Origin of the sequence: Pelomonas baiyunensis (genome assembly GCF_043555935.1) — a bacterium.
GTDB classification, from domain to species: Bacteria; Pseudomonadota; Gammaproteobacteria; order Burkholderiales; family Burkholderiaceae_C; genus Pelomonas; species Pelomonas baiyunensis.
The window spans coordinates 70,268-96,234 of sequence record NZ_JBIGIB010000005.1; the positions used below are offsets into that span (position 1 = coordinate 70,268).

Annotated in this window: 20 protein-coding genes and 1 tRNA gene; 3 read left to right on the forward strand and 18 right to left on the reverse strand. The window is 67.2% G+C overall.

The window, feature by feature from the left end:
- Positions 1-89 precede the first annotated feature (89 nt).
- Positions 90-479, forward strand: coding sequence for a 50S ribosomal protein L17 (gene rplQ / locus ACG01O_RS17200; protein WP_394386484.1), 390 nt, complete (start codon positions 90-92; stop codon positions 477-479).
- A gap of 64 nt (positions 480-543) precedes the next feature.
- Here rplQ and pdeM read toward each other — a convergent pair whose 3' ends face one another.
- The 10 genes from pdeM to ACG01O_RS17250 form a co-directional block, all read right to left on the reverse strand.
- A complete protein-coding gene (gene pdeM / locus ACG01O_RS17205) occupies positions 544-1,203 on the reverse strand; it encodes a ligase-associated DNA damage response endonuclease PdeM (RefSeq protein WP_394386486.1) in 660 nt (219 codons plus the stop codon).
- Entirely contained in the window at positions 1,200-3,770 is a 2,571-nt protein-coding gene (locus ACG01O_RS17210) for a ligase-associated DNA damage response DEXH box helicase (RefSeq protein WP_394386488.1), read from the reverse strand. The genes pdeM and ACG01O_RS17210 overlap by 4 nt, the downstream gene beginning before the upstream one ends.
- Positions 3,685-5,412 (reverse strand): ATP-dependent DNA ligase, encoded by a 1,728-nt coding sequence (locus ACG01O_RS17215; RefSeq protein WP_394386490.1) that lies wholly within the window; start codon positions 5,410-5,412, stop codon positions 3,685-3,687. Before ACG01O_RS17215 ends, ACG01O_RS17210 begins: the two co-directional genes overlap by 86 nt.
- Before the next feature lie 73 nt (positions 5,413-5,485).
- Positions 5,486-6,526 carry a ligase-associated DNA damage response exonuclease gene (locus ACG01O_RS17220; RefSeq protein WP_394386492.1) on the reverse strand — a complete coding sequence of 347 codons (1,041 nt, stop codon included), beginning with the start codon at positions 6,524-6,526 and terminating at the stop codon, positions 5,486-5,488.
- Between the two features lie 618 nt (positions 6,527-7,144).
- Complete coding sequence (locus tag ACG01O_RS17225) at positions 7,145-8,110, reverse strand: endonuclease/exonuclease/phosphatase family protein (RefSeq protein ID WP_394386495.1); 966 nt, start codon at positions 8,108-8,110, stop codon at positions 7,145-7,147.
- A 56-nt stretch (positions 8,111-8,166) separates the two neighbouring features.
- Positions 8,167-9,588, reverse strand: coding sequence for a DUF4382 domain-containing protein (locus ACG01O_RS17230; RefSeq protein WP_394386497.1), 1,422 nt, complete (start codon positions 9,586-9,588; stop codon positions 8,167-8,169).
- 110 nt (positions 9,589-9,698) lie between these two features.
- Positions 9,699-11,243, reverse strand: a complete 1,545-nt coding sequence (locus tag ACG01O_RS17235; protein WP_394386499.1) for a S8 family serine peptidase — start codon at positions 11,241-11,243, stop codon at positions 9,699-9,701.
- 122 nt (positions 11,244-11,365) lie between these two features.
- Positions 11,366-11,554 carry a hypothetical protein gene (locus ACG01O_RS17240; RefSeq protein ID WP_394386501.1) on the reverse strand — a complete coding sequence of 63 codons (189 nt, stop codon included), beginning with the start codon at positions 11,552-11,554 and terminating at the stop codon, positions 11,366-11,368.
- The gene (locus ACG01O_RS17245; protein WP_394386503.1) at positions 11,551-12,363 is read right to left on the reverse strand and encodes an anti-sigma factor family protein; all 813 of its coding nucleotides are present in this window, start codon (positions 12,361-12,363) and stop codon (positions 11,551-11,553) included. Before ACG01O_RS17245 ends, ACG01O_RS17240 begins: the two co-directional genes overlap by 4 nt.
- The gene (locus tag ACG01O_RS17250; protein ID WP_394386505.1) at positions 12,351-12,869 is read right to left on the reverse strand and encodes an RNA polymerase sigma factor; all 519 of its coding nucleotides are present in this window, start codon (positions 12,867-12,869) and stop codon (positions 12,351-12,353) included. The genes ACG01O_RS17245 and ACG01O_RS17250 overlap by 13 nt, the downstream gene beginning before the upstream one ends.
- A 160-nt stretch (positions 12,870-13,029) precedes the next feature.
- Between ACG01O_RS17250 and ACG01O_RS17255 the strand changes: the two genes are divergently transcribed.
- A tRNA-Met gene (locus tag ACG01O_RS17255) sits at positions 13,030-13,106 on the forward strand.
- Positions 13,107-13,603: 497 nt separating this feature from the next.
- Positions 13,604-13,846, forward strand: coding sequence for an ATP-binding protein (locus ACG01O_RS17260; protein WP_394386507.1), 243 nt, complete (start codon positions 13,604-13,606; stop codon positions 13,844-13,846).
- Positions 13,847-14,202: 356 nt separating this feature from the next.
- Here ACG01O_RS17260 and ACG01O_RS17265 read toward each other — a convergent pair whose 3' ends face one another.
- The 8 genes from ACG01O_RS17265 to ACG01O_RS17300 all read right to left on the reverse strand — a co-directional run bounded on the left by ACG01O_RS17265 (position 14,203) and on the right by ACG01O_RS17300 (position 25,954).
- A complete protein-coding gene (locus ACG01O_RS17265; RefSeq protein ID WP_394386509.1) occupies positions 14,203-15,468 on the reverse strand; it encodes a hypothetical protein in 1,266 nt (421 codons plus the stop codon).
- Positions 15,469-15,640: 172 nt separating this feature from the next.
- A complete protein-coding gene (locus ACG01O_RS17270) occupies positions 15,641-18,901 on the reverse strand; it encodes a type I restriction endonuclease subunit R (protein ID WP_394386511.1) in 3,261 nt (1,086 codons plus the stop codon).
- Positions 18,902-18,950: 49 nt separating this feature from the next.
- Complete coding sequence (locus ACG01O_RS17275; protein WP_394386513.1) at positions 18,951-19,346, reverse strand: hypothetical protein; 396 nt, start codon at positions 19,344-19,346, stop codon at positions 18,951-18,953.
- Positions 19,347-19,496: 150 nt separating this feature from the next.
- Positions 19,497-20,798, reverse strand: a complete 1,302-nt coding sequence (locus ACG01O_RS17280) for an McrC family protein (RefSeq protein ID WP_394386515.1) — start codon at positions 20,796-20,798, stop codon at positions 19,497-19,499.
- Positions 20,795-22,993, reverse strand: a complete 2,199-nt coding sequence (locus tag ACG01O_RS17285) for an AAA family ATPase (protein WP_394386517.1) — start codon at positions 22,991-22,993, stop codon at positions 20,795-20,797. Before ACG01O_RS17285 ends, ACG01O_RS17280 begins: the two co-directional genes overlap by 4 nt.
- Before the next feature lie 71 nt (positions 22,994-23,064).
- A complete protein-coding gene (locus ACG01O_RS17290) occupies positions 23,065-23,817 on the reverse strand; it encodes a restriction endonuclease subunit S (protein WP_394386519.1) in 753 nt (250 codons plus the stop codon).
- Between the two features lie 96 nt (positions 23,818-23,913).
- Positions 23,914-24,381 (reverse strand): restriction endonuclease subunit S, encoded by a 468-nt coding sequence (locus ACG01O_RS17295; RefSeq protein WP_394386521.1) that lies wholly within the window; start codon positions 24,379-24,381, stop codon positions 23,914-23,916.
- Positions 24,382-24,388: 7 nt separating this feature from the next.
- Positions 24,389-25,954, reverse strand: a complete 1,566-nt coding sequence (locus tag ACG01O_RS17300; protein ID WP_394386523.1) for a class I SAM-dependent DNA methyltransferase — start codon at positions 25,952-25,954, stop codon at positions 24,389-24,391.
- Positions 25,955-25,967 lie beyond the last annotated feature (13 nt).

The following is a 25,967-nucleotide window of genomic DNA, read 5'->3' on the forward strand; positions in this document are numbered from 1 at the left end:
GAAGGGTGGCGCGCTGACCAACGCCACCCGGTGCACCCGCCAGTACCTGATCCGGCTGGCGGCATTAATGAAGTGAAAGGAAAAGCACCATGCGTCACCGTAACGGCCTCCGCAAACTCAACCGCACCAGCGCTCACCGCGCTGCCATGCTGCGCAACATGTGCGTTTCGCTGCTCACGCACGAAGCCATCAAGACCACGGTTCCCAAGGCCAAGGAACTGCGCCGCGTGGTTGAGCCCCTGATCACGCTCGCCAAGGAACCCACGCTGGCCAACCGCCGCCTGGCTTTCGACCGTCTGCGTGACCGCGACATCGTCGGCAAGCTGTTCAACGAACTGGGCCCGCGTTTCGCGAACCGCCCGGGCGGCTACACCCGCATCCTGAAGATGGGCTTCCGCGTGGGCGACAACGCTCCGATGGCCTACGTGGAACTGGTGGATCGCGCCGAAGGCGAGACCGCTGGCGAAGCCGCTGAATAAGCTCAGCGCACGCTGAACTGGAAAGCCCGCCTTGAGCGGGCTTTTTTTCGTCTGGACATGGGCCTCATTTCGCCCGGTACAGCCAGTGCACCTGGCCGTCGCCGACCACAGCGATCTCGGCGCCTTCAGCGCTCCAGTCTCGTGGCGTCCGGGTGAGCGCCCCCGTCCAGGCGCCGAAGGCGGGCAGCACCAGCGCGTGGGTGTAGTGCACGAAGCAGGGGCGCCGGAGCCGATCGCCCGCGCGACTGCCCAGGGTCACCGCGGGGTGCCAGTGGCCCGCGAGCGTGAAGCCCGGCGCGTCGGCAACAGGGGGCTCGTGCGCTGCGGTGAGTGCTCCCACCGTCCACGGGCCGTGCAGGGCGTGCACGGGCAGGCCGGGCGGGTGGATGCGCCGGTCGTGGTTGCCCAGCACCAGCACGGTGGGTACCGCCGTCGCGAAGCCGGAGACCGCGTCCAGCACGGCAGGCGTCAGGCCTGTTGCGCCATGCCAGAAGTCGCCCAGCACCACGAGCTGTTCGGCCTCGTGGGCTTCGACCAGGCGCTGAAGCCGCGCCAGTGTGTGCGCGGTGCTGCCGGCCGGCACCGGCTGCCCTTGCGCCCGAAACGCCGCACCCTTGCCCAGATGCAGGTCGGCCGCAAACAGGGTGCGCTGCGCCGGCCACCACACCGCACCCTCGGGCAGCAAGGAGAGCTGCGTGCCTGCAGCCATCAACGGCAGGCTCATCGGCGGGACCTCCGCGTGCGGCGAGGTGCGGGCTTACTGTCGCCTTGGCTGAACGCCAGCCGTGCACTCACATCGGCCACGGCCTGCCCGCCAGCGGCCGACTCCAGTTCCGCCAACATGCGCGCCAAGCGCTGCGCCAGCGACTCCGTGCTCGCACGCTCTCGCAGCCGTTCCACCAACAGCGGAAAGGCCAGCGGCGTCGGGCGTGCGGGATGCTGAAGGTCCAGGGTCTGACGGGCCATGCGCGTCAGCGCGGCACCCAGCGCATCCACATCCAGCTCGGCCGACAGCAGCTCCTGCTGCGCCTGTTGCAGTAGGCGGTTGCCCGGGTCGTGCTGCTGGAAGACGTCGAAGTACAGCGAGGCCGACGCCTGCAGCTGGCGCTGGCTGCGCGCTTCGCCGGGGTGACTCTGGAAGATGAGCCCGGCGATGCGCGCAATCTCGCGGAAGCGCCGGCGTGCCAACTCGCTGGCGTTCAGGCTGGCCTGCACCTCCTCGCGCAGCGTGTCGCGGTCCACGGGTGCGAGCAGGGCACTCAAGCGGGCGGCCCAATCGATGGGCGTGGCACTCAGCAGTTCCAGCCCGTAGTCGGTGATGGCCATGGAAAACGTGGCCGGCGTGTCGCGCCCCACCCGCCAGGCCAGCAGCGCGGCCAGGCCCAAGTGCACCGTGCGCCCGGCAAACGGGAAGAGGAAGAGGTGGTGGCCCTCGGGCGAGGTCATCACCTCGGCCACCAGTCGCTCGGTGCCCGGCAGTGCGGACCATGTCGCTTGCAGCGCCAGCAGCGGCTCGATGAAGCGCATCTCGCGGTCGGCCAGGCGGCCCTGGCCCGCCTCGTCGAAGCGGGCCAGCATGGCGCCTGCCAAGGTGTCCGAGATCGGGAACTGGCCGCCGTCCCAGCGGGGCAGCAGGGCTTTGCCGGGCGGGGCAGTGCGCACGTACGCCGTCAGCCCCTCCACGCGCACCAGCGCGAGCGAGCGGCCGCCCAGCAAAAAGACGTCGCCCGGGCGCAGCCGTGCGATGAAGCCTTCTTCCACGGTGGCGATGCGGCCACCGGTCAGGAACTGCACGCTCATGGCCGCGTCTGACACGATGGTGCCGATGTTGCTGCGGTGGCGCCGGGCCAGTCGCGCGTCGGGCACGCGCCAGACGCCGGATTCATCCGGCACCACGCGCTGGAAGTCCGGGTAGCTGCGCAAGGACTCGCCCCCGTGCCGCACGAAGGCCAGCGCCCACTGCCACGCGTCGTCGCTCAAGGCCCGATAACTCGGCGCGCTGCGCACCTCGGCCCGCAACTCGTCGGGCCGAAAGCCGCCGCCGAGCGCAACCGTGACGAGGTGCTGCACCAGCACGTCCAGCGGCGCTTCGGGCGCCCGGCGCGGCTCGATCTGCCCGGCCTGCGCGGCCGCGCGCAGGGCGGAGGCTTCCAAAATCTCCAGGCTGTGCGTGGGCACCAGCGTCACGCGCGAGCGGCGCCCCGGTGCGTGGCCGCTGCGGCCGGCGCGTTGCAGCAGCCGCGCCACGCCCTTGGCCGAGCCGATCTGCAGCACCTGCTCCACGGGCAGGAAGTCCACGCCCAGGTCCAGGCTTGCGGTGCAAACCACGCATTTGAGCTGACCCGACTTCATGGCGGCTTCCACCCAAGTGCGCGCCTCGGCATCCAGCGAGCCGTGGTGCAGGGCCACCAGGCCGGCCCAGTCCGGGCGCGCGTCCAGCAGCGCCTGAAACCAGCGTTCGCACTGCGATCGCGTGTTCGTGAACACCAGCGAGCTGGCGGCGCTGGCGATGCGCTCGATCACCGCCGGCAACAGACTCAGCCCCATGTGGCCGCTCCACGCAAACCGCTCAATACGGGCGGGCAGCAGCGTGTCGATGTCGATTGCCTTGTCTTGCGCGCCGCGCACCAGCACCGCGCCGGGCGCCAGCGTGTCGGCCGCTTCCTCCAGGTTGGCCAGCGTGGCGGACAAGCCCCAGGTCATGAGGCCCGGATTCCAGTGCCGCAGCCGCGCCAGGGCCAGCTGCAACTGCACGCCGCGTTTGCTGCCCAGCAATTCGTGCCATTCGTCGACTACCACCAGCCGCACGCGGTGCATCACCTCGGGGGCGTCCGCACGCGCGAGCATCAAGCTCAGCGACTCGGGCGTCGTCACCAGGGCGGTGGGCCAGCGGCGTTGCTGTGCAGCGCGTTCGCCCGAGGACGTGTCTCCGGTGCGCGCGGCGAGCGACCAGTGCGGCGCCAGCACCGCCGCCGCGTCTTGCAAGGCCCGCAGCGTGTCCTGGCTCAAGGCCCGCATCGGCGTGACCCACAGTACCGTCAGCGGCGCCTCGGTGGCGCTGAGCGCCTGCAGCGCGCCCAGCCACACCGCCAGCGTCTTGCCCGAGCCGGTGGTGGCGTGCAGCAGCCCCGAGCGCCCGGCCGCGATGTCGCGCCACACCTGGCGCTGGAAGGGGAACGCCTTCCAGCCGCGCGCGGCGAGCCAGTCAGTGGTCGCCGCGGTTGTGGCCGTTGGGGGCGCGGTCTTCGTCGCCTTCGTTGTGGCTGTCTTTGTCGCGATCTTCGTCGTCATGGGGAACGGTCTCCATCAGCGCGCGCAGCGTCGCCAGCGTGTCGGCCTCGTGCAGCGGCTTGTCGTCGCGGATGCGCAGCATGCGCGGGAAGCGCACGGCCAAGCCGCTTTTGTGGCGGCTGCTGGCCTGGATGCCCTCAAAGCCCAACTCGAACACCATCGTCGGCCGCACGCGCCGCACGGGGCCGAACTTCTCCACCGTCGTTCGGCGGATCTCGCGGTCCACGCGCTGGATCTCGGCGTCCGTCAGGCCCGAATACGCCTTGGCAAAGGGCACCAGCGTCAGCTCGGTCCCCGGTGCGTCCAGCGCGGCTTGTGCTTCAGCGGCATCGCGCGGCGCCCGGTTCCACACCGCAAAGCTGTAGTCGGTGTACAGGTTGGCGCGCCGCCCGTGGCCGGCCTGGGCGTAGATCAGCACCGCGTCCACGCTCAGCGGCGCCACCTTCCATTTCCACCAGGCGCTGCCGGTGCGGCCAATGCCGTAGGCCGACGCCCGGTGCTTGAGCATCAGGCCTTCCACCCGCCGCTCGCGTGCGCCCTCGCGGGCCGCGGCCAGCCCGGCCCAGTCGGCCGCCTCCACCAGCGGCGACACCGCAACGCCCAGCGGCACGAGGCGGGCCCGGCGCGTCTCCAGCGGCTCGGCCCGGCGGTCGATGCCGTCGCTCTCCAGCAGGTCGTAAGCCAGCAGGCGCACCGGCGCTTCCCGCAGCACGGCTTGTGTCAGGCGCGTGCGGCCGATGCGCTTTTGCAGCAGCGCGAACGGCGCCGGTGCGGTGTCGCCGTGCGCCCAGGCCAGCAGTTCGCCGTCCACCACCGTGCCGTCGGGCCAGGCCCCGGCTTCCAGTGCGACCTCGGGGAAGCGTTCGGTGACCAGCTCTTCGCCGCGCGACCAGATCCACACCTGCCCCTGCCGCTTCACCACCTGGGCGCGGATGCCGTCGTATTTCCACTCCGCCAGCCAGCCGTCGCGCGGGCCTAGGGTGGCCGGCTCGGCGGCCAACGGATGCGCCAGAAAGAAGGGGTAGGGTTGGCCCCCGCGGTGGCCGCTCGTGTCGTCGGCCAACAGTGCCTGAAACCGTTCGGCCGTGGGCGGCGTGTCGATCTGGGTGTAGCCCATCATGCGCTGCGCGATACCAGCCGCATCGGCCCCCGACCACGCCGCCAGCGCCCGCTGCACCAGCAGCTTGCTGACCCCCACCCGAAAGCCGCCGCCCACCAGTTTCACGAACATGAAGCGCTCGTCCGCCGACAGGCCCCGCCACGCGTCCAGCACCGCCTCGCGTCGGGCCTCGGGCGCCAGCCCGCGCAGCGGCAAGATGCGCTGCTCCATCCAGTCGGCCAGCGGCAGGTCCCAGGTGTCGACCGGGTCGGGCAGCACGTACGCAATCGCCTCGGCCAGGTCGCCCGTGGCGGCGTAGCCGGCCTCAAACAGCCAGTCGGGCAGCCCGGCGGCCTCGCAGGCCAGGGCGCGCAGTTCCCGCGTGGGCACGGCGCGGCGGGGCGTGCCGCCCGCGAGCAGGTACACCGCCCAGGCGGCGTCTCGCGCCGGGGCCTGCGCCAGGTAGTGCTTGAGCGCGGCCACCTTGGCCAGCGTGGAGGTGCTGGCGTCCAGCGCCAGGTAGAGCGCGACGAAGCGTTTCATGCGGGCGCCTTTCCGCTTGCGGCGTCTTCCGCCCCGCGGGCGCACGCGTGCGCGGGGTGGGCAGCCGCGGCGCTCACTCGGCCGCCTCCACGCCGTGCGCTTCATCCCCGTACTCGGTGGCGAAGGCTTCAGCCTGCAGGCCCAGTTCCGTGAGATAGCGCACCAGCGCACCTTCGTCGCCGTGCGTGACGATGACGCGCGATGCACCCGTGGCGCGGATGGCGCTCAGCAGCCCGGGCCAGTCGGCGTGGTCGCTGAAGACGAAGCCGCGGTCCACGCCCCGGCGCCGGCGGGCACCGCGCAGCCGCATCCAGCCGCTGGCAAAGGCGTCGCTGTGCGGGCCCAGCGCTTGCGCCCAGCGGCTGCCATGCACGGCGGGTGGCGCGATGACCAGCGCGCCCCGCTGGCGCTTCAGCGACGCGTCTGCCGTCACGGCGGGCACCTCGGGCAGCGCCACGCCTGCGGCACGGTATGCGTCGTTGATGCGCGCCACGGCGGGGTGCACGAACACCGGCCCGGGGGCGTCGGCCGTGGCCAGGCCGGCCAGCAGCCGTTGCGCCTTGCCCAGGCTGTAGCCCATCAACAGCGCGTGGCGGCCTTGCGCGGCGCAGTCGGCCCACCAGGCCCGCATGCCGGCCAGCACCTCGCGCTGCGGCGCCCAGCGGTAGATGGGCAGGCCGAAGGTGCTTTCGGTGATGAACACATCGCAGCGCACGGGCTCGAACGGGGCACACGTGTCGTTCACATCGCCCGCACCGCTGACGAAGTAATCCCCCGACACCACCCACACCTGCCCACCGTGCGCCACGCGCACCTGGGCCGAGCCCAGCACATGGCCGGCCGGGTGCAGGCTCAGCGCCACGCCGTTGAGGTGCACGACTTCACCGTAAGCCAGGCCTTGCAGGCGCAACTCCGGCCCGATGCGGGCGCGCATCAGGCCCTCGGCATCGCGGTGGGCGAGGTAGCTGCCGTGGCCGGCGCGGCAGTGGTCGGCATGCGCGTGGGTGACGACGGCGCGCGCCACCGGCCGCCAGGGGTCGATGAAAAAGTCGCCCGCCGCGCAGTACAGCCCCTCGGGGCGGCGGGTGATCAGGTCGACATCGGCACGCGGCATGGCCGCAGTGTGCCGGCGGGCCAAAGCCCCTGCTGTCGGACGGCAGCGCGGCGGCCTGGCAGCCTGCGGCGAGACCTCCGTGCAAAGCGGTTGATGGCGCTATCGCATGCGGCGCATGACGTCGATCCTTCGACGGTTGGGCTGCAGCGTGCTCGTGGGGGGCATTGGGGGTATTGGGGGCATTCGTGGCATTGGGGGCCTCGGGCGCCGGCGCTGCATCAGCGCCCATCACGACGCCCACCACGGCCCCCATCATCGGCCTGCACACCGCCCCCAAGGCCGCACCACCGTGCAGGTGGGGCAGACGCGTGATGACATGGCCGACGACGTGCTGCACAGCCACCAGCCGCGGCCCTGGGGCGTGACGATGTACGTCGCCCCCACGCCGCGCTGTGCCCGGCGCAGGAGGCATCACGCCGGGCCGGCTGATCGCTGCGTGGAAGCCGCCGGCCGCCCAAACAGCGGCTGTGCCGGAGGCCATTGGGGCCACACGCGGCTGGATGCGAACCCGGCGTTGTTGCGCCGCTGGCGCGTCGCACTCACAGCCGATGGGCGTTGCCTGCGGCCGTGACGGGCGCTGAGGCTGGATCGGTCAGCCCCACGCACCCCCGCAGCCGATCAGCGGGGCGCGTCCGGCAGCGTCACGCGCACTTCCACCGGGAGGTGGTCTGACGGCCAGCGGCCGCGCAGCGAGTCGGTCAGCGCGCCCCACTGCAGCACCTCGATGCCGGGGGTGTGAAAGATGTGGTCGATGCGTTCCTGCGCCGGCAGCGGTGCGTCGATGCGGAAGGCCTGGAACGTGCCCTCCGGGCCGTAGGGCGGCGTGCGGGTGGTGTCGCGGGCGTTCAGCAACGCGGCTTCCAGCAGGCGCACGGGCTCGCTGCCGGGGCTGCTGTTGAAGTCGCCGATCACGAGCGTCGGGGCCGTGCCCGCCAGCGCCTGCCACCGGGACAGCAGCAGCCGGGCGGACTCGCGGCGCGCCACCACGCCTTCGTGGTCGAAATGCGTGTTGAACACGTAGAAGCTGCCCGCCGACGCCGGGGCTTGTTTGTCGCGCAGCTCCACCCAGGTGGCGATGCGGTGGCAGCAGCGGCCGTCCCAGCCCTTGGAGGGGCGCTCCGGCGTTTCGCTGAGCCAGAAGGTGCCCGAGCGCTTCACCTCGAAGCGGGTGTGCCGCACAAAGATGGCGGCATGCTCGCCGCGCGAGGCGCCGTCGTCCCGGCCCACGCCCACGCGGGTGAAGCCCTCCAACTGCTCCAGGTCGGCGATCTGGTCGGGCAGGCCTTCTTGCGTGCCCAGGATGTCCCAGCCGTGGTAGCGCGCCATGGCCAGCACGTGGGCCTTGCGGTGGGGCCAGGCGTCAGCGCCGTCGCTGGCCAAGTTCAGCCGCAGGTTGAAGGTGGCCACCTTCAGCGGCTCGCCAGCGTGACCGGCGGTGGCACTCAGAAAAGCGATGAGGCCGACCGCGATGCCCCAGGGGTGTGTTCGCTTTTGCGTGTGGGCCGCGCGAACACCGGCGGGCCCAGCGCTCCGCCGGGATAAGCGCAACAGCAGCAGCGAACGGACGATCGACAGCAGAGGCATGGGCAGGCGGGCGAACCCTCAACGGTGGGCCGCCAGCCTACGCCATGCCGGTGACGTCAGTGATGACCCGGCGACGAGCGGCCCTGCCCGGCGCAGCCCGGGATCTCGATTTCGGTGGCGGTCAGCGTGCTGCCGCTCAGCGCGCCGCGCACCTTCACCTGGGCGTTCACCACCAGGCAGGTGGCCGTGCCGGACTCGTAGCGCGCGTTGGTGGCGTCCACGCTGTAGGTGCCGGCAGGCACGCTGCTGTTGCTGTTGCTGACCACCAGCGTGAAGGCCGTGCTGCTGGCCACGGCCGACACCTTGCCCTGCACGCCCGAGGTGAACTTGTCGCCGCTGCGCGGGGTGGACGACGCGCCGTCCACATCCACCACCTTGGCGGTGATGGCCGTGCTGGCGCTGCTGCTGGCCGTGCCGGTGAAGTGCACCGCCACGCCCACGGCGAGGTCGCTGCTCTGGCCGTGGGAAAAGCGCGCGCTGGCGGTGTCCACCACCACGCTGTTGCTGCTGGGCAGGAAGTTGGCGTCGGTCAGCGACACCGTGATCTTGCTGCTGTTCACCGCGGTGATGGTGCCCGCGCCGCGCAGGCGCGGCACGGCGTCGGTGCCCGTGCTGCTGCTGCCGGCAGGCAGCACGTGCACGACGGCGGTGGTGACGGTGGCCGGGTCGGCCGTGGTGGCGCCGGGGGTCACCGTGCCCTTGACCTCGACGGTGGCGCCCACGGCCAGGTCGGCCAGCGTGAGCTTGGCCTGGGTTTGTTCGTTGATGAGCGTGGCGTCGGTGGCCAGCTTCACGATCACGCTGCCGCCCAGCCGCGTGCCCGTCACCGTGAAGGTGCCCGCACTCACGTTCACCGCGCTCACGGTGCCGTGCACCTCGGCGTGCTGGCGGATGAACTTGCCGAAGGCCTCGCCCGCGTCGCGCCGCTCGATCACGGGTGTGACGATGCCGGTGGTGGCGTCGTAAGTGAACTTGGCGAGGTTGAAGTCCAGCACCAGCTGGCCGCTGTTGGCGGGGTTCACGTCCAGGTCGCGAATCGTCCACACCAGGTCGGCGCCCGTGCTGTTGAACTTGGCGTTGACGGTGGTGGCGCCGTTGAGCGACACCAGTTGCACGCTGTTGCCCAGCGTCACCTTCACTTGCGCGTACAGGCCGGCGGGCAGCGTCACGGTGGACATGAACTGCCCCACGTCCGCCAGCGACGACAGGTTCACCGTGACCGGGCTGGCCGTGGCGTCCAGCAGCGTCACTTCGCTGCCGCTGCCGTCCACGGCGGTGATCTTCTTCAGCGTGACCCAGACCTTGGAGTACTCAGTCGCGAGGTTGTCGGTGATGTAGGTCTGCAGGCTGTAGGACATCGGCGTGACGCTGGGGCCCGAGGCCGTGGCCCCCGAGCCACCGCCGCCGCAGGCCGCCAGCACGGCGGCGGCCACGCTGCCCGCCAGGGCGATACGCAGAAGGGAAGTGCGCTTGCTCATGAAACTCTCCGCAGTTGATGCCGGCGCACGACAGCGGCCCCGGTTGCCTGCATGAACGCGGCAGGCGCCTGCTTTATTCCCTCGCCCGGCAGGCGCGTTGTGTCGGAATGTCAGCGGCGTTCGGCCGGGCCCGCCAGGCGCACCGTGTCTGGCTCCACCAGGCCGTGGCCGTAGACGCGGTCCCAGCCTGGCTCGCCCAGGTCGCGTGCGTGGCGGGCCAGATCGGCCACCGCGTCGGCGGCGCGCCGCGCGTCAGGGGCAGGCAGGCGCTGGGCCAGCGCTGCGGCTACCACCGGCGCGGCGAACGAGGTGCCGCGCCACACGCGCCGGCTGCCGTCGGGGCCGTCCAGTTCCACCACGCCCAGGGCCGAGAAGGCGACGTGCTCGCCCCGGCCAGCCTCCAGCAGCACGCGGCCTTGCGCGTCCACCCCAGTCACGCCCACCACACCGGGGTAGGCGGCGGGGTACAGCGGCGGGGCGGCCGGGCCGTCGTTGCCAACGGCCGCCACCAACAGGTGCCCGCGCGCCAGAAAGGCTGCCACCACGGCGGCCATCACCCGGTTGTGCGGGCCCACCGCGCTCAGGTTCACCACCGGCACCCGGGCCTGCGCCATCTGCTGCAGCGCGGTGGCCATGGCATCCACCGCGCCCGGGCCGCAGCCCAGGTCGGCGGCATGCAGCACGGCCGGCCGCCCGGCCTGGCGCAACTGCCGCACCAGCACGCGCGCCACGGCGGTGCCGTGGCCCCGGGGCAGCTCGGCGGCGGGCTCGGGGCAGCGCCAGGCCTGCACGTGCGCGTCCATGAGTTCCGGCGCGGGCTCCAGGGCTTCGTCGATCAAGCCCACATGCAACAGGGCCGGCGGTGGGCCGGGGCGCGAAGGGGCCGCGGGCGGCGGCGGGGCCGGGCGGGGCGCTGAGGCGTTGTTCGGCGCGGCTTCGGCACGGCCGCTGTCCAGCATCAGATGGTTGAAGTCCACCTCCGCCCGCGGGAACCATTGGCTGACCTGTGCCACGGCGTCGGCCAGCGCCATGCCCGCCGGTGGGCGCAGCACCACCAGGCGGCGGCCCAGCACCTCGCGCTCGCGCAGCACGGTGAAGCCGGAGGTGTGCAGCGCCGGCGGCCACACGGCGCGCTCCGGCAACCACAGCGTCACTTCGGCGCGACGCACCGCAGCGCCTGCAGGGTCGCGCTCCAGGGCCCAGGGCAGGGCGCTCAACAGGCGCTCCACGCGTTCGGCCCGTTCGCTCCGCTCCGGCCGCTCCGCCCGGGGCGGGCGGGCCTCGGCGTCACCGGGCTTGGGCATGGTGCGGGTGTCGTCGCGCGGGTCTCGGGCGTCGCGAGCTTCACCGTCGCGGCGTGCCGGAGTGGTGGTGTTGCTGGGGGCATCGCCCTCGCGCGGTGGGGCGGGCGTCGTCGACGTGGTGGCCGGCGTGGCGGTGTCCTTGGCAGGTGCGTCTTTGGCGGGTGCGTCTTTGGTGGGAAGGTCTTTGGCCGGAGCGTCGCGGCCGGTGGGGCGTGCGGCGTCTTGCGCGTCGCGGGTGGGTTGAGTGGTGGGCAGGCCGGTCGGGCGCTCGACCGGGCGATCCGTGGGCAGGCTCGGGCGTGTCCAGCTGCCCGTACTCCCGGTCGTTCCTGCACCGGTCCCCGCACCCATCGGCCGCACCGTCGGGCCGCCGGCGGCACCCCCGCCAGCCCCTGCGCCTGCCCACGTCAGCCCTGCGGCTGCGCACAGCCACGCCGCGAGCCCCAAGGCGGCACGGCGGCGGGGCCAACGGTTCAAAGCGTCCATGCCTCATCATCGCCGCGGCAGCCCCCGGGCTCGGGGTCGGGCACGTCGGTCCAGGTGCGCGACATCAGGTCCAGCCAGCGCAGCGGGGCGGCGGGCGCCTGGGCGTGGGCCCACAGCGCGGCCGCCGTCAGCAACGTCAGGCCGAGCAGCTTGAGGTGGCGGGGCGACGGCTTCATGGACGCCAGCCTCCGTCACGTGCGGCGCGCTCCTGCGGGGCGTCCAGCGTCAGGCCGGAGATGCGCCGTTCCACGGCCTCCAGAACCGTGGCGGGCAGGTCTCCGCTGGCCAGCCGCAGGCCTGTGGAAGGGCTGGGGGCCGTGGAGGGCGGCGTGGCCAGCACTGCCACCTGCCAGTCCGCCCCGCGGCGGCATGCCAGGCCTGAGCCGGCGGGGGATGCGAACGTGCGGCAGAACTGGCCGTCGTGGTCCTTGAAGCTCAGCAGCACGCGCACCGGGCCGTGGCCCGGCTCGCTGGCCAGGCTCTGCTGCAGGCTGCGTTCCAGCGCGCCGCGCGCCACCAGGCGCCCGTCGGCTTGGGCCAGCAGGGTTTCGGCGCCTGGCTGGGGCTGCCACAGCACCGCGCCCACCCCCAGCGCCACCACCACGCTGGCCGCCAGCCCGCCCCAGCGGGCCCAGCCCCTCCAGCCGGCGCGTCGATCGGCCGGTGCGGGTGGCGTCCTCCGGGCGTCCGGCCAGGTCAGCACCTGGGCCGTCTGCAGCCCCTCGCCGCGGGCTGCGGCCTGCAGCGCCGCCGGCACGGTGTCGCCCAGTTCAGGCGCAAATGCGTGGCGCAACTGGACGGTCAGGGCTTGCAGCTGGGCGACGCGCTCGCGCGCTTGCGGGTCGCCCGCCAATTGCGCCTGCACCCGGGCGTGTGCCGAGGCGTCCAGCTCACCGTCCACCCAGGCCATCAACACCTCGTCACTCAGGGGCAAGGTGTCGGGCGATGTGGGCCAGCGGGGCGCGGCGTCGTTCAGGTCGCGCATGGTTGTTTCTCCTCCGGCGCCAGCAGCGCCTGCAACTGTTCACGGGCCCGCGCGAGGCGACTGGTCAGCGTGCCCATGGGCACCCCCAAGGCCTCTGCGGCCTCCTTGTAGGAGAGCCCTTCCACCAGCACCAGGGCCACGGCGGCGCGGTGGTCTTCGCTCAGCTGTGCCACGGCCTGCCGCACCGCGATCGCGTCCACCGGCGACGGCGCGCCCGCGGTGGCCGCCAGGGCTTCGTCGGTGTCTGCCACCAGCACCTGCGCCTGGCGCTGCCGGGCGCGCACCTCGTCGATCCAGGCGTTCTGCATGATCCGAAAAATCCAGCTGTCCAGGCGCGTCCCCGGCTCCCACCGGGCCTGGTGCTGCCAGGCGCGCGCCAGCGCCAGCTGCACCAGGTCGTCGGCGTCCTGGGCGTGCCCGGTCAGCAGCCGCCCAAAGCGCCGCAGCCGCGGCACCAGGGCCGACAGCGACGCGCCGAAAGAAGGGGTGTCGTGCATTGAATTCATGACATGCACGCACAACGTGCAAGCGCCCCAGTTTCTTCCCTGGCGGGTTCATCCCGGCCGTTCGACCTCGTCCGCGCGGCGTCTTGAACGCGGCCAAAGCAAGAATTTCAAGAAAGTCTTGCCACTCGGTCAAAAACCGATATATACTGCTAGCTTCAGTCGCGGGGTGGAGCAGTCTGGTAGCTCGTTGGGCTCATAACCCAAAGGTCGTCGGTTCAAATCCGGCCCCCGCAACCAAGAAATAATGAGTCCTGACAAGGGCTTAGCAAAGCCCGCCCAGTGCGGGCTTTGTCGTTTCTGGGCGCCGTGGCCCATGTGTGGCCCACCGGTGGCCTGGGCTTGGCCCACCCGTCAGTTGCACCTAGCCTCGATGACCATTGGGTCATAGCCCGAGGCAACAAGCGCCTCGTCGAGGCGAGGTGCCCCGGTCGTCGGGATGGCTGCCGGGCGCAGTCCGAGGCCCCTTAATGATGCGCGGCTACTAAATCTGCCGGCGGCCGTTCGGCGGCGTACGTGGCGCGCCATGGCTAGAGAAAAGGCTGTCGACGTCTTGACTGCCGGCTGACGCCGGCGGAAAGGCTGGGGCCTAAACCCGCGGTCGACGCGGGCTCATGGGCCCAGCTCCCCGCTGGAGGTTGCCCAATCAAACCTCACCGAGCCGCCCGCCTTAGGCGGGAAAGTGGCTCTGGCTTGCGACGCGACAACACCCAGACGTCCTTACGCGCCGGCTAGGTATGGGCGTGACGGATGCAGGAACTTTCTCCTCACTGAGCTTTGGGGCACTGGAGCAACTGGGCTTGGTCAGCCGGTTCGCGTACGCCGATCTGCTGCGCGATGCTGGCCGCCCGACTCTGCTGATCTTGGATGACGCAATGGTGCACAGCGACACAGAGCGCCTGACCCATATGAAGCGCGTGCTGTTCGATGCCGCGCAGCGTCACCAGGTTCTGTTCTTCACCTGCCATCCGGACAACTAGCGCGACATGGGCGTGCCATGTCGGGCGATCGCCGGCGGATGAGTGGGCCTAAGCATTTGGGCTGCTTCAGATAGGCAGGAAAGTTTTACTTCCGAGCGGTACTGAATCGGGAGCAGGGTCAAGTTGGCCTCAGCGCGCAGCCGATGTCGGCGCTACCTGCGTAGGGCGCTGCGGCCATCCGCACCACATCCCGCCATGCGACATCGCACCTACGCACGCTGTCGGCACGCCCTGCTTCACGTCGGCGACGACGCACCGCCACTGTTCCACGACGATGGTCTCGAGTGGAATAAGTCGCCTCAAGCGGCAAGTGCTGACGGCCTACCAATCGGATACTGAACTGATATCGCAGTACCTTAAGCGGCGATCTTGAAATAGGCTATGGAAGCGGAGTCAGGCGCATCATCGACGCAGAACGCTTGTCGGTACTCGTGAATTGACGCACCAATCAACGCGCCGGATTCATACTCAAGCGAGTGCCCATTGAGCCGGTCCATGTCTTCAGCCACTTGATCGAGCATCCCAAAAAATCGCATCGCGTCGGGGCTGACGGTTGAGACGCGAATCGGTTCTGGCTTTGCCGTGCCACCAGAAATCTTTGTCGGAAATGGCCACGGTGACACGCCGGCAATGATCGTTCCTGCAATCTTAAGCGCCGCGCCAGCATCAATATGCTCGCCGCCAGAATTGGAGGGATCGGCCTTTTCTTCAATTGTGTTTCGCATATCGACCAGGTCCAGAATGCCATTCGCACGGAAACGACGCACGAGCGAGTCTAAGCGGCCTGTAGATAACGATCCGTTCTTGCTTGTATGCCCCAAGAGTTCGACGACCCCAAGTCCTTGTCCAATGCCTGCAAGACCGAGGGTTGTATACAGGCCGTTTAGCACGGAATAGTCTTGCTTCAGCGCAGCGGCCGCAGAAAGTAGGTCATTGGCCTCAGCACTTATCGACGCACACAATGCACTAGCGGCAACTGCTTGCCTGAGTCGGATTGCTGTCGTCGCGGCACTTGAATCAAAGTTGAAGCCGGCGTCCGTTTGTCGAGACTTTCTAATCCCTTCAACAGCCTCGTCCGTTTCCCGGCGCGCCAGTAAAACAAGCTTTTCCTTGGCTTCATTGGCAGAGTGCAGAGCGTTTTCAAGTCGCATTACTCGCTGCGTGCTGCCAGGCTCTAGGAATTGACTGCTCCACGCCAAGTTGGCAGCGCTGCTTAAGGCAGCGCTCAATTCCATTTCTTTCCACTCCGCGATCTGGTTAAGTGCGTGCAGGGTCTGCGCAAAGCCGAGTTCCACAGTCCAGTGGAGTTTTGCAATTCGCGACTCAATTTCGTTCAGCTTGTTGCTGATGTGATCAAGTTTTCCTTCAATCTTGTCCAGTTTGCGAAGCGTCGCGATGCCGAAGCCGACGGTAGCGCCCAAGTTCAGGATGCTGGCGGCGCTACCCACTGAGCCGAGAAGTTCGAGCGCTTTTCCGCCCCCCGACGTCCCAGTTTCCCTCAGCCATGTGACTACCTGACCAGTAGCTCGTTCCCGAACGACGCCACCGACTCGCTCGTATTGCCCAAGGGCAATCCGGCCTGCAATGTCTGTCGGGATGTCAAAGACAACGGATGTCTGCATTTGAGATATGCCTTTTCGTATCGGCTTGCGGGCTCAACGTTTCCAGCCCAAGTATGTGCTGCCCCCTGGCGGCGTCAAAGACGCCCAGTGTCGATTTTTGGATGGGTCGTGAATTCTTGGGTCATCCATACGGACACGCAGTTGTCTTCCGCTGGTCACATCTCTTGGCACTTCACGACCAACTCTCCCCCAACGCCTGCGCCTGCTGCAACACCAGCTCCACCGCCGCGTCCTGCATATCCGGCGGGTACTTGTACTTGCGCAGGATGCGTTTGACCATCAACCGCAGGCTGGCGCGCACGCTCTCGCGCTCTGACCAGTCCACGCTCAGGTTCTTGCGCAGGTTCTCGGTCAGCTCGTGGGCGATCTTCTTCAGAGTCTCGTCGGCCAGTTCCCTGACGGCCGACTCGTTGTTGGCCAGCGCGTCATAGAAGCGGACCTCGTCATCGGTCAGCCCCAGGGCCTCGCCGCGTGACGCTGCCTCGCGGAATTTCTTGGCCATCTCGACCAGCTCTTCCATGACCTGCGCGGTCTCGATCGAGCGGTTCTGGTAGCGGGTGATGACGTTGCCCAGCAGCTCGGAGAACTTCTTCTGTTGCACGACGTTGCTGGCGAACTTGGACTTGATCTCGCCTTCCAGCAGACGCTCCAGCAGTTCCACCGCCAGATTGCGCTCGGGCAGGTTCTTCACCTGGGCCAGGAACTCGTCATCGAGCAGGCCGATGTTGGGCTTGTCCAGGCCGACCGCATCGAAGATGTCCACGACGGCGTCGGACACAACGGCCTGGCTGATGATCTGCCGGATGGCCTGCTCGCGCTGCTCGTCGGTCTTCTTCTGCTGCGAGATGTCGCGCTTGGTCAGGATCACCTTGACGGCCTGCAGGAAGGCCACTTCCTCGCGCACGGCCTTGGCCTCGTCCAGCGTGCAGCACAGCGTGAAGGCCTTGCTCATCGCCAGGGCGGCGTCGGCAAAGCGCTTCTTGCCGTCGCGATTGCCTTCGGTCTTCAGGCCCAGCACATGGTTGGCAGCACCCGCCAAGGTCTTGTGGCCGCCGGTCAGGAAGCCGCTCCAGTCGTAACCGTGAAGCATGGCCCGCAGCACATCCAGCTTCTCGGCCAGCACCGCATAGGCCTCATGCGCATCGACGGTCGGCCGGCCTCGGCCCTGGCTGGCCGTGTACTCGCGCATGGCCGCCTTCAGCTCGTTGCCGATGCCGATGTAGTCCACCACCAGGCCGCCCTGCTTGTCCTTGAACACGCGATTCACGCGGGCAATCGCCTGCATGAGGTTGTGGCCCTTCATCGGCTTGTCCACGTACATGGTGTGCACGCAGGGCGCATCGAAGCCGGTGAGCCACATGTCGCGCACGATCACGAGCTTGAGCGGGTCGGTCGGGTCCTTGAAGCGCTTCTCCAGTCGCTTCTTGACCTGGCTGCTGTAGATGTGGGGGCGCAGCAGCACTTTGTCGCTGGCCGAGCCGGTCATGATGATCTTGACCGCACCCTTCTCGGGGTCCGGGTCGTGCCAGGCTGGCCGCAGCTTGATGATCTCGTCGTAGAGGTGAACGCAGATGTCGCGGCTCATCGCGACGACCATGGCCTTACCGCGCTGGGCGCAGTCGCGGGCCTCGAAGTGCGTCACCAGATCAGCCGCCACGCTGGCCACGCGCGGGCCGGCACCGACGACCTTCTCCAGCGCCGCCCAACGGCTCTTGAGCTTGGCCTGGGTGCTTTCCTCTTCGTCCTCGGCCAGCTCATCCACCTCATCGTCGATGGTGGGCAGCTCTTCATCCTTCAGACGCAGCTTAGCCAGGCGCGACTCGTAGTAGATGGCGACCGTGGCGCCATCTTCCTTGGCCTGCTGCATGTCGTAGACATGGATGTAGTCGCCGAACACGGCACGCGTGTCGCGGTCGGCCGCGGAAACCGGCGTGCCGGTGAAGGCCACGAAAGTGGCATGGGGCAGGGCATCGCGCAGATGCTGGGCGTAGCCGACTTGGTACTTGGTCTTGTACGCAGGGGACTCAAAATCCCCCGCCGTATGCGCCGGCTCGGCCCCGTCGGTGGTCAGGGTGCTTGATGCAGACCCGCCTCGAACCTTGACCTCCTTGAGCTTGGCCTCGAAGCCGTACTGGGTCCGGTGGGCCTCGTCGGCGATGACGACGATGTTGCGTCGGTCGGAGAGCATGGGGAACAGGTCCTCATCCTCGCCGGGCATGAACTTCTGTATCGTCGCGAAGACGATGCCGCCAGACGGCCGATTGCTCAGCAGCGTGCGCAGCTCCTGCCGCGTGGTCGCCTGCACCGGCTGCTCGCGCAGCAGGTCCTGAGCCAGGCTGAACACGCCGAACAGCTGGCCGTCGAGGTCATTGCGGTCGGTGATCACGACGATGGTCGGGTTCTCCATCGCCGGCTCTTGCATCACCCGAGCCGCAAAGCAGGTCATGGTGATGCTCTTGCCGCTGCCCTGGGTGTGCCACACCACGCCACCCTTGCCGCGCAATGCCGCGCTGCTGTCCGGCCGCGAGGCCGCTACCACATGCGCGATGGCTGCCCGCACCGCATGGAACTGGTGATAGCCAGCGATCTTCTTGATCAGCCGCCCGTCGTCCTCGAAGAGCACGAAGTAGCGCAGGTAGTCCAGCAGCATCGCCGGGGCCAGCGCGCCGCGCACCAGCGTCTCCAGCTCGTTGAACAGGCCCAGCGGGTCCAGGTCTGCGCCGCTGATCGTGCGCCATTGCTGGAAGCGCTCTTCATCGGCCGACAGCGAGCCCATCCGTGCCTCGCTGCCGTCCGAGATCACCAGCACCTCGTTGTACTGGAACACGTCGGGGATCTGGGCCTTGTAGGTCTGAATCTGGTCGAAGGCCTTCCAGATGTCGGCATGCGTGTCGGCCGGGTTCTTCAGCTCGATCAGTACCAGCGGCAGGCCGTTGACGAAGAGCACGATGTCCGGCCGGCGCGTGTGGTGCGCGCCCTTGATCGTGAACTGGTTGACTGCCCACCATTCGTTGGCGGCCACATCGCCCCAGTCGACCAGGCGGACGAAGTCGCCGCGCGTCTCGCCGTCCTTCTGGTACTGCACCGGCACGCCGCTGACCAGCAGCTTGTGGAAGGCACGGTTGGCCGAGAGCAGGGCGGGGATGCCCAGGTCCAGCACCTGCGCCAGCGCATCGTCGCGGGCGCTGCCCGGGATGCCAGGGTTCAGCTTATGGATGGCATGGGCAAGCCGACCGCACAGGAGTACCTGGCGGTAGTCACTCCGCTCGGGCGTGGCGCTATCGGGCGCGATGTCAGCGCCTTGGCGGTGGATGTAGCCCACCTCTGCCAGCCAGCCCAGGGCCTCGCGCTCCAACTGACCCTCAGTGACCACTAGTTCCACCCCCTCTGTGGCGAACGCTTCCGCTCCTGTCGACAGATGACCACTGCCCACCGGTCACGTCAAACAGGCCTGGCGTCAGGCCTTGCGCATCCGGGTAGGGTTAGACGACCAAGTTGATCAGGTCAAGCGCGCTGCTGCTGCTGACCTGAACGACCGAGCTCATGACGTTAACCGCTGCGCCGTCGCTGAAGTCATTGCCGTGAAGTGGGTCGATGCTTGAAATGAACATGGTGTTCAGGAAGAGCTCACCCCCACCAATGGCTGCCACCTTCACAAACTGGTCACCCAGTGCGTTGATGGATTTGAGCAACTTCTCGACTTGGCTGGCCGGCACGCTAACCTGCTTGAAACCCTCTTCGTTCAACGTCATCAGAACAACCTCTGCGCCGTCTGCCATGTTGGTGCCGTGTGTAGCGGTGACATACGCAGTGCAGTCCAGGTTCAGCATGACGCGAGCGCCAGCGGTGGTCTTGATATCTGCGAACTTCTTAGCCATGTTGGATCTCCCTCGATTGCGAGTGCTTGTTGTGAGCGAATTTGCCAATCGATGATAGCGTTACGCGCTGACGCGAAAAGTGGTCGTAGCCCTGCCAATCGGGTGTCGTTTTGCACGGTTGCGCCTGCCAAGAACCCCGACGCTCGCGTGTTAGGCCACAAGCCGTTCCTCGTGGGTTCGCCGAGCGAGTCTGAGGCGCTCAATACCGAGCAAACGCTCTTGATCCAGATCGAACGGCAGCACCTCTAGGCTCAAGCCACCACCGAAGTCGAAGGTATCGAGCGGGCTCTGGAAGGATTCCGTACGCGGGTAGATCAGGGCCATGCGGCCGGCCCCGCCCAAGTACTTCTGCCCGTAGGCAAAGAGTTGGTAGAAGTCCGATTGGCTGAGTCCGTACTTGTCCGCGCGCTTGCTGGCATCCAGCAGCTTCCACTTGGTGTCCAGCACCCAGCGCTGGCCGCCGTCTGCAATGAGGATGTCGGGCTCCAGCCTAAAGATCGGCTGCTGCTGGTGCTCGCACAGCGACTCGCTGCGGGCCGGCGTGCGCATATCCAGGCCAACTGCCAGCGATGCGCGCAGCCAGCGCGCGACGAAGCGCTCGAAGAGCTTCTCCATCGGAAACAGCAGGCTCATGCCTTGGTAGTCGCCAGCCACGGCCAAGGGCATGTGCTGGCTCAGGATCAGCTCGCACCACGGCTTGATGGCCTGGTAGTGCGCCAACAGGCGATCGTGGCCCCAGGCGCGGAAGTCCTGCTCGACCTGGCGGCTGGCAGGAATCTCTGCCAACCGGAAGCTCAGCTCCTGGGCGAGGCGCCAGTGATTGGCGTCCTGAGTGCCTTGTCGCACCCGCTCCAGCGCCAGCTTCAGCAGCCGGTTCTCGGGTCGATCGGGTAGGTAAACCTCATGCCGCACATGAAAGCGATGCTCTCGCCCAGGTGGCTGGCGAAGTTGCCTGTTGAGGTTCAGCTGCCCGTGCAGGAACGGCAATTCCTCGTCCACCCGCTGATATTCGAACCGCAGACCGCGGCTGACCAGCGTGTCCAGCTCCTGAAGAAAGCGCCCCATCACCCATTCAGACAAGGGCGCGTCGAACAGCTGCAGTGAGGCCGCGCCCACATCACGCGTGGGTAAATCCAACAGCGCCAGCAGCAGCTTCCGAAGCAGCAAGCGCGCCTCGGCCAAGCTGCCCCCCTCGGCGTGATGCTTGGGCACGATCTCCAGCACTGTGCCGCATGGCGTTTGAATCACGCCCACGAAGTTGTCCAACTTCAGCCGGCGCCGGCCTTCCACCTGCAAGAGTCGCGCACCGCCACTTGAGAAGCGCTCGCTCAAGCTGCACAGGTAGTCGAAGGCTGATTCGGTGAGCTGCGCGCAATCCAGCGACGCGGGCACGGGCTCGGTGCAGAGCCAGGCGTGCTCTCGAACGCTGACGCGGTGCAGCCCAAGTGTCATGCGGCTGCGTCCTGCGCGTCGCGGTGGTCGATGACACCCAGATAGCTCTGCGCCTGCTTGAAGGCTAACTCGTTGATCGACCAGGTCTGTGCATTGCGCGTCACATTCACATCCAAACCGAAAAGCTCCGCCACGTCAGCGGCGACGGCACGCACGAAGCGGAAGTCTTCTGCCTTGCGGTGGTCGTTCAACACCCATTGGATGCGCTGCCAGTCGTCGAAGAAGTACTCCTGCAGCAGCGGCAACACCTGGTTGCGGAAGACCTGCTCAAGGCGTGCCAACGTGCGCTGTTCACGCAAGGGCATGAAATAGGCGTGGCCCAGGCGGTGATCGCGATCAAGCAGGGCCTCAATGCGCTGGTTCATCGTGTCGAGCAAACGATCGACCTCAATGCCCTCCACATTGATGCCCTTAAGCTCCCCGGGGCGTGGTGGCATCTCGCGGAACTCGAAGCGCCGCCGCAATGCCACATCCAAGCCGGTGAGCGAGCGGTCGGCGGTGTTCATGGTGCCGATCAGGTAGACGTTGCTCGGCACGCTGAACGGCATCTTGGAGTACGGGAGCACCACCTCCAGCGCCTCTTCGGCGCCCGCCCGCTTGGAGGGCTCGATCAGCGTGATTAGCTCGCCAAAGATGCGCGAGATGTTGCCGCGGTTGATCTCGTCAATGATCAGCACGTAGGGCTGTTTCTCTGCGCCCGGCCCTGCTGGGGCGACATCAGGCAAGGCCCCGACGGCTCGCAACGCAGGCTCCAACTGCGGCCATTCAATCCGACTGAGCGGGTAGACGGTTTGCAAGGTGAGCTGCTTACCGCCATTGAGGCTGGTGATGTCGAAGTCCAGCTTCGTGTTCAGCCAGCGCACAGCACGGCGGTGGACGTAGTCGCTGCGCACACCTGTCGGTACCTCGGGCTGGTACTCGTAGGGGCCCGCCACCACACCCACGGCCCGCACCGTGGTCTTGCTGCCCAGGCATAGCACCACGTCACCGACCTGTATCTCGTGGGCGAAGTTCTGCAGCGAGGCCCGATCTTTGGCGCCCAGCGCCATAGACGGGTTCGCGAGATTGGCCAGTTCGAGGTCGCCAATGTCCTTCCAGCCGATGCGTGCCTCGTCGTGCTCGAAGCAGTACTGGCGCGTGCCGTCCTTGCTGCTGGCTTCAGCGATTGACAACTTCCAGACCGTGGGAGAGGAACCGACGCCGATTCGCTCGTCGGACTCGCGATTTCGGCTCGCATCGGCACACAGTTCGCCAAAAACACCGCGCTCGACCGCATAAGTCAGCCCGCCCCCTGCCGCACCCTCTGGCGTGCTGGCCCGGATGCCCTCCACAAAGTCTTCATAGCTGAAGCTTTGATGGAAGGTCACGAACCGGACGCGACGCTCCTGCACCAGAGTATCGAAGCGCGCCTTCAGTGCTGAACGATCGGCGCGCTGCTGCGCCAGGTAGGCCGGATCCAGGATGGCCAACGCGGTGTCGATGGTCTCGTAGGTCTTGCCTGTTCCAGGCGGGCCGTACAGGATTTGATTCAAAGCAGGCATGACGGTCCGTACTGCGTCGAAAGAGGCTTCTGGCGTTTGAGGGCTGAGCGACTCGGTCGTGTCGTCGTCAGGGCCATACGTTTCGCCGGTGAGTTCATCCACGTAATCGAACAGAGACTGTCCGCTGCGTTGGTCCATCAGGCGCTGGTTGGCCAGCACAGACGCTTCAGCAGATTTCCCTCCGCCCATCGGCAATCGCTCTCTGTACCTTGCGTGATACCACTGGCGAACATCCGATTGCTCCTGTGCCGGGAGTAGCACCGGGTGGTCACGATCCTGATAGAGGAAGAACACCTTCCACTCGTAGTCCGCGTGAAGTTGTGGAGCTTTCAATACATTGAGATTTCCCCCCTGTGCTGCTTCTGCAATTTCCACGATGCGCAGCCTGGTGGCCCGAAATGCCGCATCGATGTCAGCACCCAAAGTCCTTCGCCAGCAGTAACCCCGCTCGGCGTCGACCGCGCTGTGCGGACGCTCGCTGAAGCTGTCGATTACCTTCGCACGCCATTTCGGATCCGCTGGCAAGGCGCACACACCAACGCGATCGAAGCTTGATCCGCCCTTCGGACGCCAACCCAGCCCATCAGTCTTGAACTTCACCCACCCGGTGAAGCCAGCTTGACTGTCTGCCTGTGTGTACTCTTCAAGCGTCAAGTTCCTGAGAGCAGATAGCGGCCAACGTCTAATGAACGACGTCCAAAGTTCGTCTCGTTGATCAACTGATCTCATGCCGACAAGCCTTTTATGGCAACAGACGTCTTGCTCAGGCGGAGTTGGCCAGAGATGAGGCGGGGCAGGAGGGTGTCGCGGAGGGATGCAAGCGTGCGGACCCTCTCTGAGTTGTCAGCCCGGCTCGCTTCCAGTACCGACACTACATCTTCAAATGCCGCCAGCAGATTGGAAGGAGGCAAGACCACGGGCACCGAACCCAAGATGCCAGTGTTGAGGTTGGGCATCGTCGCGCCAACAGCATGCTGAACAAGCCAGGCTCGCGATTGCGGAGCATCCAACAACATGGACAGGAATGTTGGTGAGGGCCAGCCCTTGCCCGGTCTCACCAGAAGGCAGCCTGTGCCGCAAAGCCAGCCCCGCTCCGTTTCCGAGATCAAGGCGTGTCGTTCAACGTCACCTCGCCGACTGAACACTATGTCACCTGGCAGGAGCTTGTGCCTCGCCAGGCGTTCGACGTCTGCTGCCGGCACGCGGGCGATGGAATCCGTTTGAACGCGGCGCAGGCTGATGTCTTTGGGCATGACAACGGGCACGCCATCGGCGACGTAATCGGAGGCATGCAGCTGGCTGCCAAACGGCCCGGTTTGAATGCTGCCGCCAATTCGGGCGGTGAGCTCGGCAAGCGAACTGGCCTGCCACCCCCTCGGCACCTCCCCCAACGCCGAGTCCTCGAAGCTGTCGGGGAAGAGGGCGACGGTGGCTTCGTCGATGCCTTCGGGGGCGCGGCCGTCGCGTTTGGCGCGCACGGGGTCGAAGTCTACGAACCAGGACTTGAACAGCGCCTGGGCAATGGCTTCCAGCGTGGCGTTGGTTTCGCGGAGCAGGGTGATGCGGTCGTCAAGTCATCTAAGAACGTCCACCAGCGACCGCTGAACCGCGATTGGGGGCAGAGGAACCTCCAACGCCGCAATTGCCTTGCCAGTCAGGTGCTTGATCGTGGTTCCCGTGAAGTGGGGCTCTAGCCGCCCAGTATTGGCCTGTTGCTGAAACCAGTAGTAGAGGTAATAGGAATCAAACGAACCTGTCGATCGGATTCTGTGCAGCGCTTTCTGCACCTTCATGCCTGCTGGGCCCGTCCAGATCGCGCACCGCCCCGGTTCACCCCCTTCACACACGACCAAGTCGCCGGGCATCAAGCTATAACGTTCCTCTTCGTGAGACTCGAATGGCATCTTTGACAAATCGTCGAGATCGAAAATCCCCCATCGAACATTGCTATTGCCAAGATACGGTTGTGGCGTTCCCTTGTTTTTCTTCGCGTCGAGCATCTTGCCCAGACAGGCGTCAACATGGTCCCCGAGACGCACCATGGGCCACTCAGAACTCATAGCCGAGTCCCCCCAGCTTCGTTCGAATCAACGCATCCAGCTCCGCCCCCTTCGCCATCTGCTCGCCCAGTTGCTCGGTCAGCCGCGTCATCTTCTCGACAAAGGCCTCGTCGTCGTCCTCGACCTCCTCGGCGCCCACATAGCGCCCCGGCGTCAGCACATGGCCATGCTGGGCGATCTCGGCCAGCGACACGCTGCGGCAGAAGCCCGGCACATCGGCGTACTCACCAACCACCTCGCCCGCCGCCTCACCGCGCCACGCGGCCACCGTGCCCGCGATGCGGCCAATCTCTTCGTCTGCGAACTCGCACTGCACCCGAGAGATCATGCGACCCAGCTTGCGCGCATCGATGAACAAGACCTGACCCTTGCGCGCGGCAGGCTTGCTCTTGGCCAAGAACCACAGGCAGGCCGGAATCTGCGTATTGAAGAACAGTTGCCCCGGCAGGGCCACCATCACCTCCACCACGTCGGCGTCCACCATCGCGGCGCGGATGACGCCCTCGTTGTTCTGGCTGGAGCTCATGGAGCCATTGGCCAGGACGATGCCGGCGCGGCCGGTGGGCTTGAGGTGGTGCAGCATGTGCTGCAGCCAGGCGTAGTTGGCATTGCCCTGCGGCGGGTCACCGTACTGCCAGCGCGGGTCGCCTTCCAGGCTGCCATGCCACCAGTCGCTGATGTTGAAAGGCGGGTTGGCCAGGATGAAGTCGGCGCGCAGGTCGGGGTGCTGGTTGCGCGTGAAGGTGTCGCCCGGCTCGCGGCCCAGGTTGAAGTCGATGCCGCGGATGGCCAGGTTCATCGCGGCCAGGCGCCAGGTGGTGGGGTTGGCTTCCTGGCCGTAGATGGACACATCGCCCAGCTTGCCGCCATGCGCCTCGATGAAGCGCTCGCTCTGAACGAACATGCCACCCGAGCCACAGCAGGGGTCGTACACCTGCCCGTGGTGCGGTGCCAGCACGGCGACGAGCGTCTTGACGATGCTGGCCGGCGTGTAGAACTGGCCGCCCCGCTTGCCCTCGGCGCTGGCGAACATGCCCAGGAAGTATTCGTACACCTGGCCCAGCACATCGCGGGCGCTGCTGGGGTTCTCGCCGAAGCCGATGGTGGAGACCAGATCCACCAGCTCGCCCAGCTTGCCGTCGGGCAGCTGCGCACGGGCATAACGCTTGTCTAGGATGCCCTTGAGCTTGGGGTTCTCAGCTTCGATCAGGCTCAGGGCTTCGTCGATCAGCTTGCCGATCTCGGGCCGCTTGGCCTGGGAACGCAGTGATTCCCAGCGGGCCGCCTCGGGTACCCAGAACACGTTGACGGCGGTGTAGTAGTCGCGGTCGTCAGCTTCCGCAGCCAGGTCTTCGGGGCTGGCATCGCCGTAGAAGTACTCGTCGGCCGGGTCCGCCAGCCGGGACACCACCTCGGCCCGGCGCGCGGCGAAGGTGTCGGAGATGTACTTCAGGAAGATCAGGCCGAGCACCAGGTGCTTGTATTCGGCCGCGTCCATGTTGGCGCGCAGCTTGTCGGCTGTGGCCCAGAGGGTTTTCTTGATGTCGTCGAGCATGTCGCGAGGATTG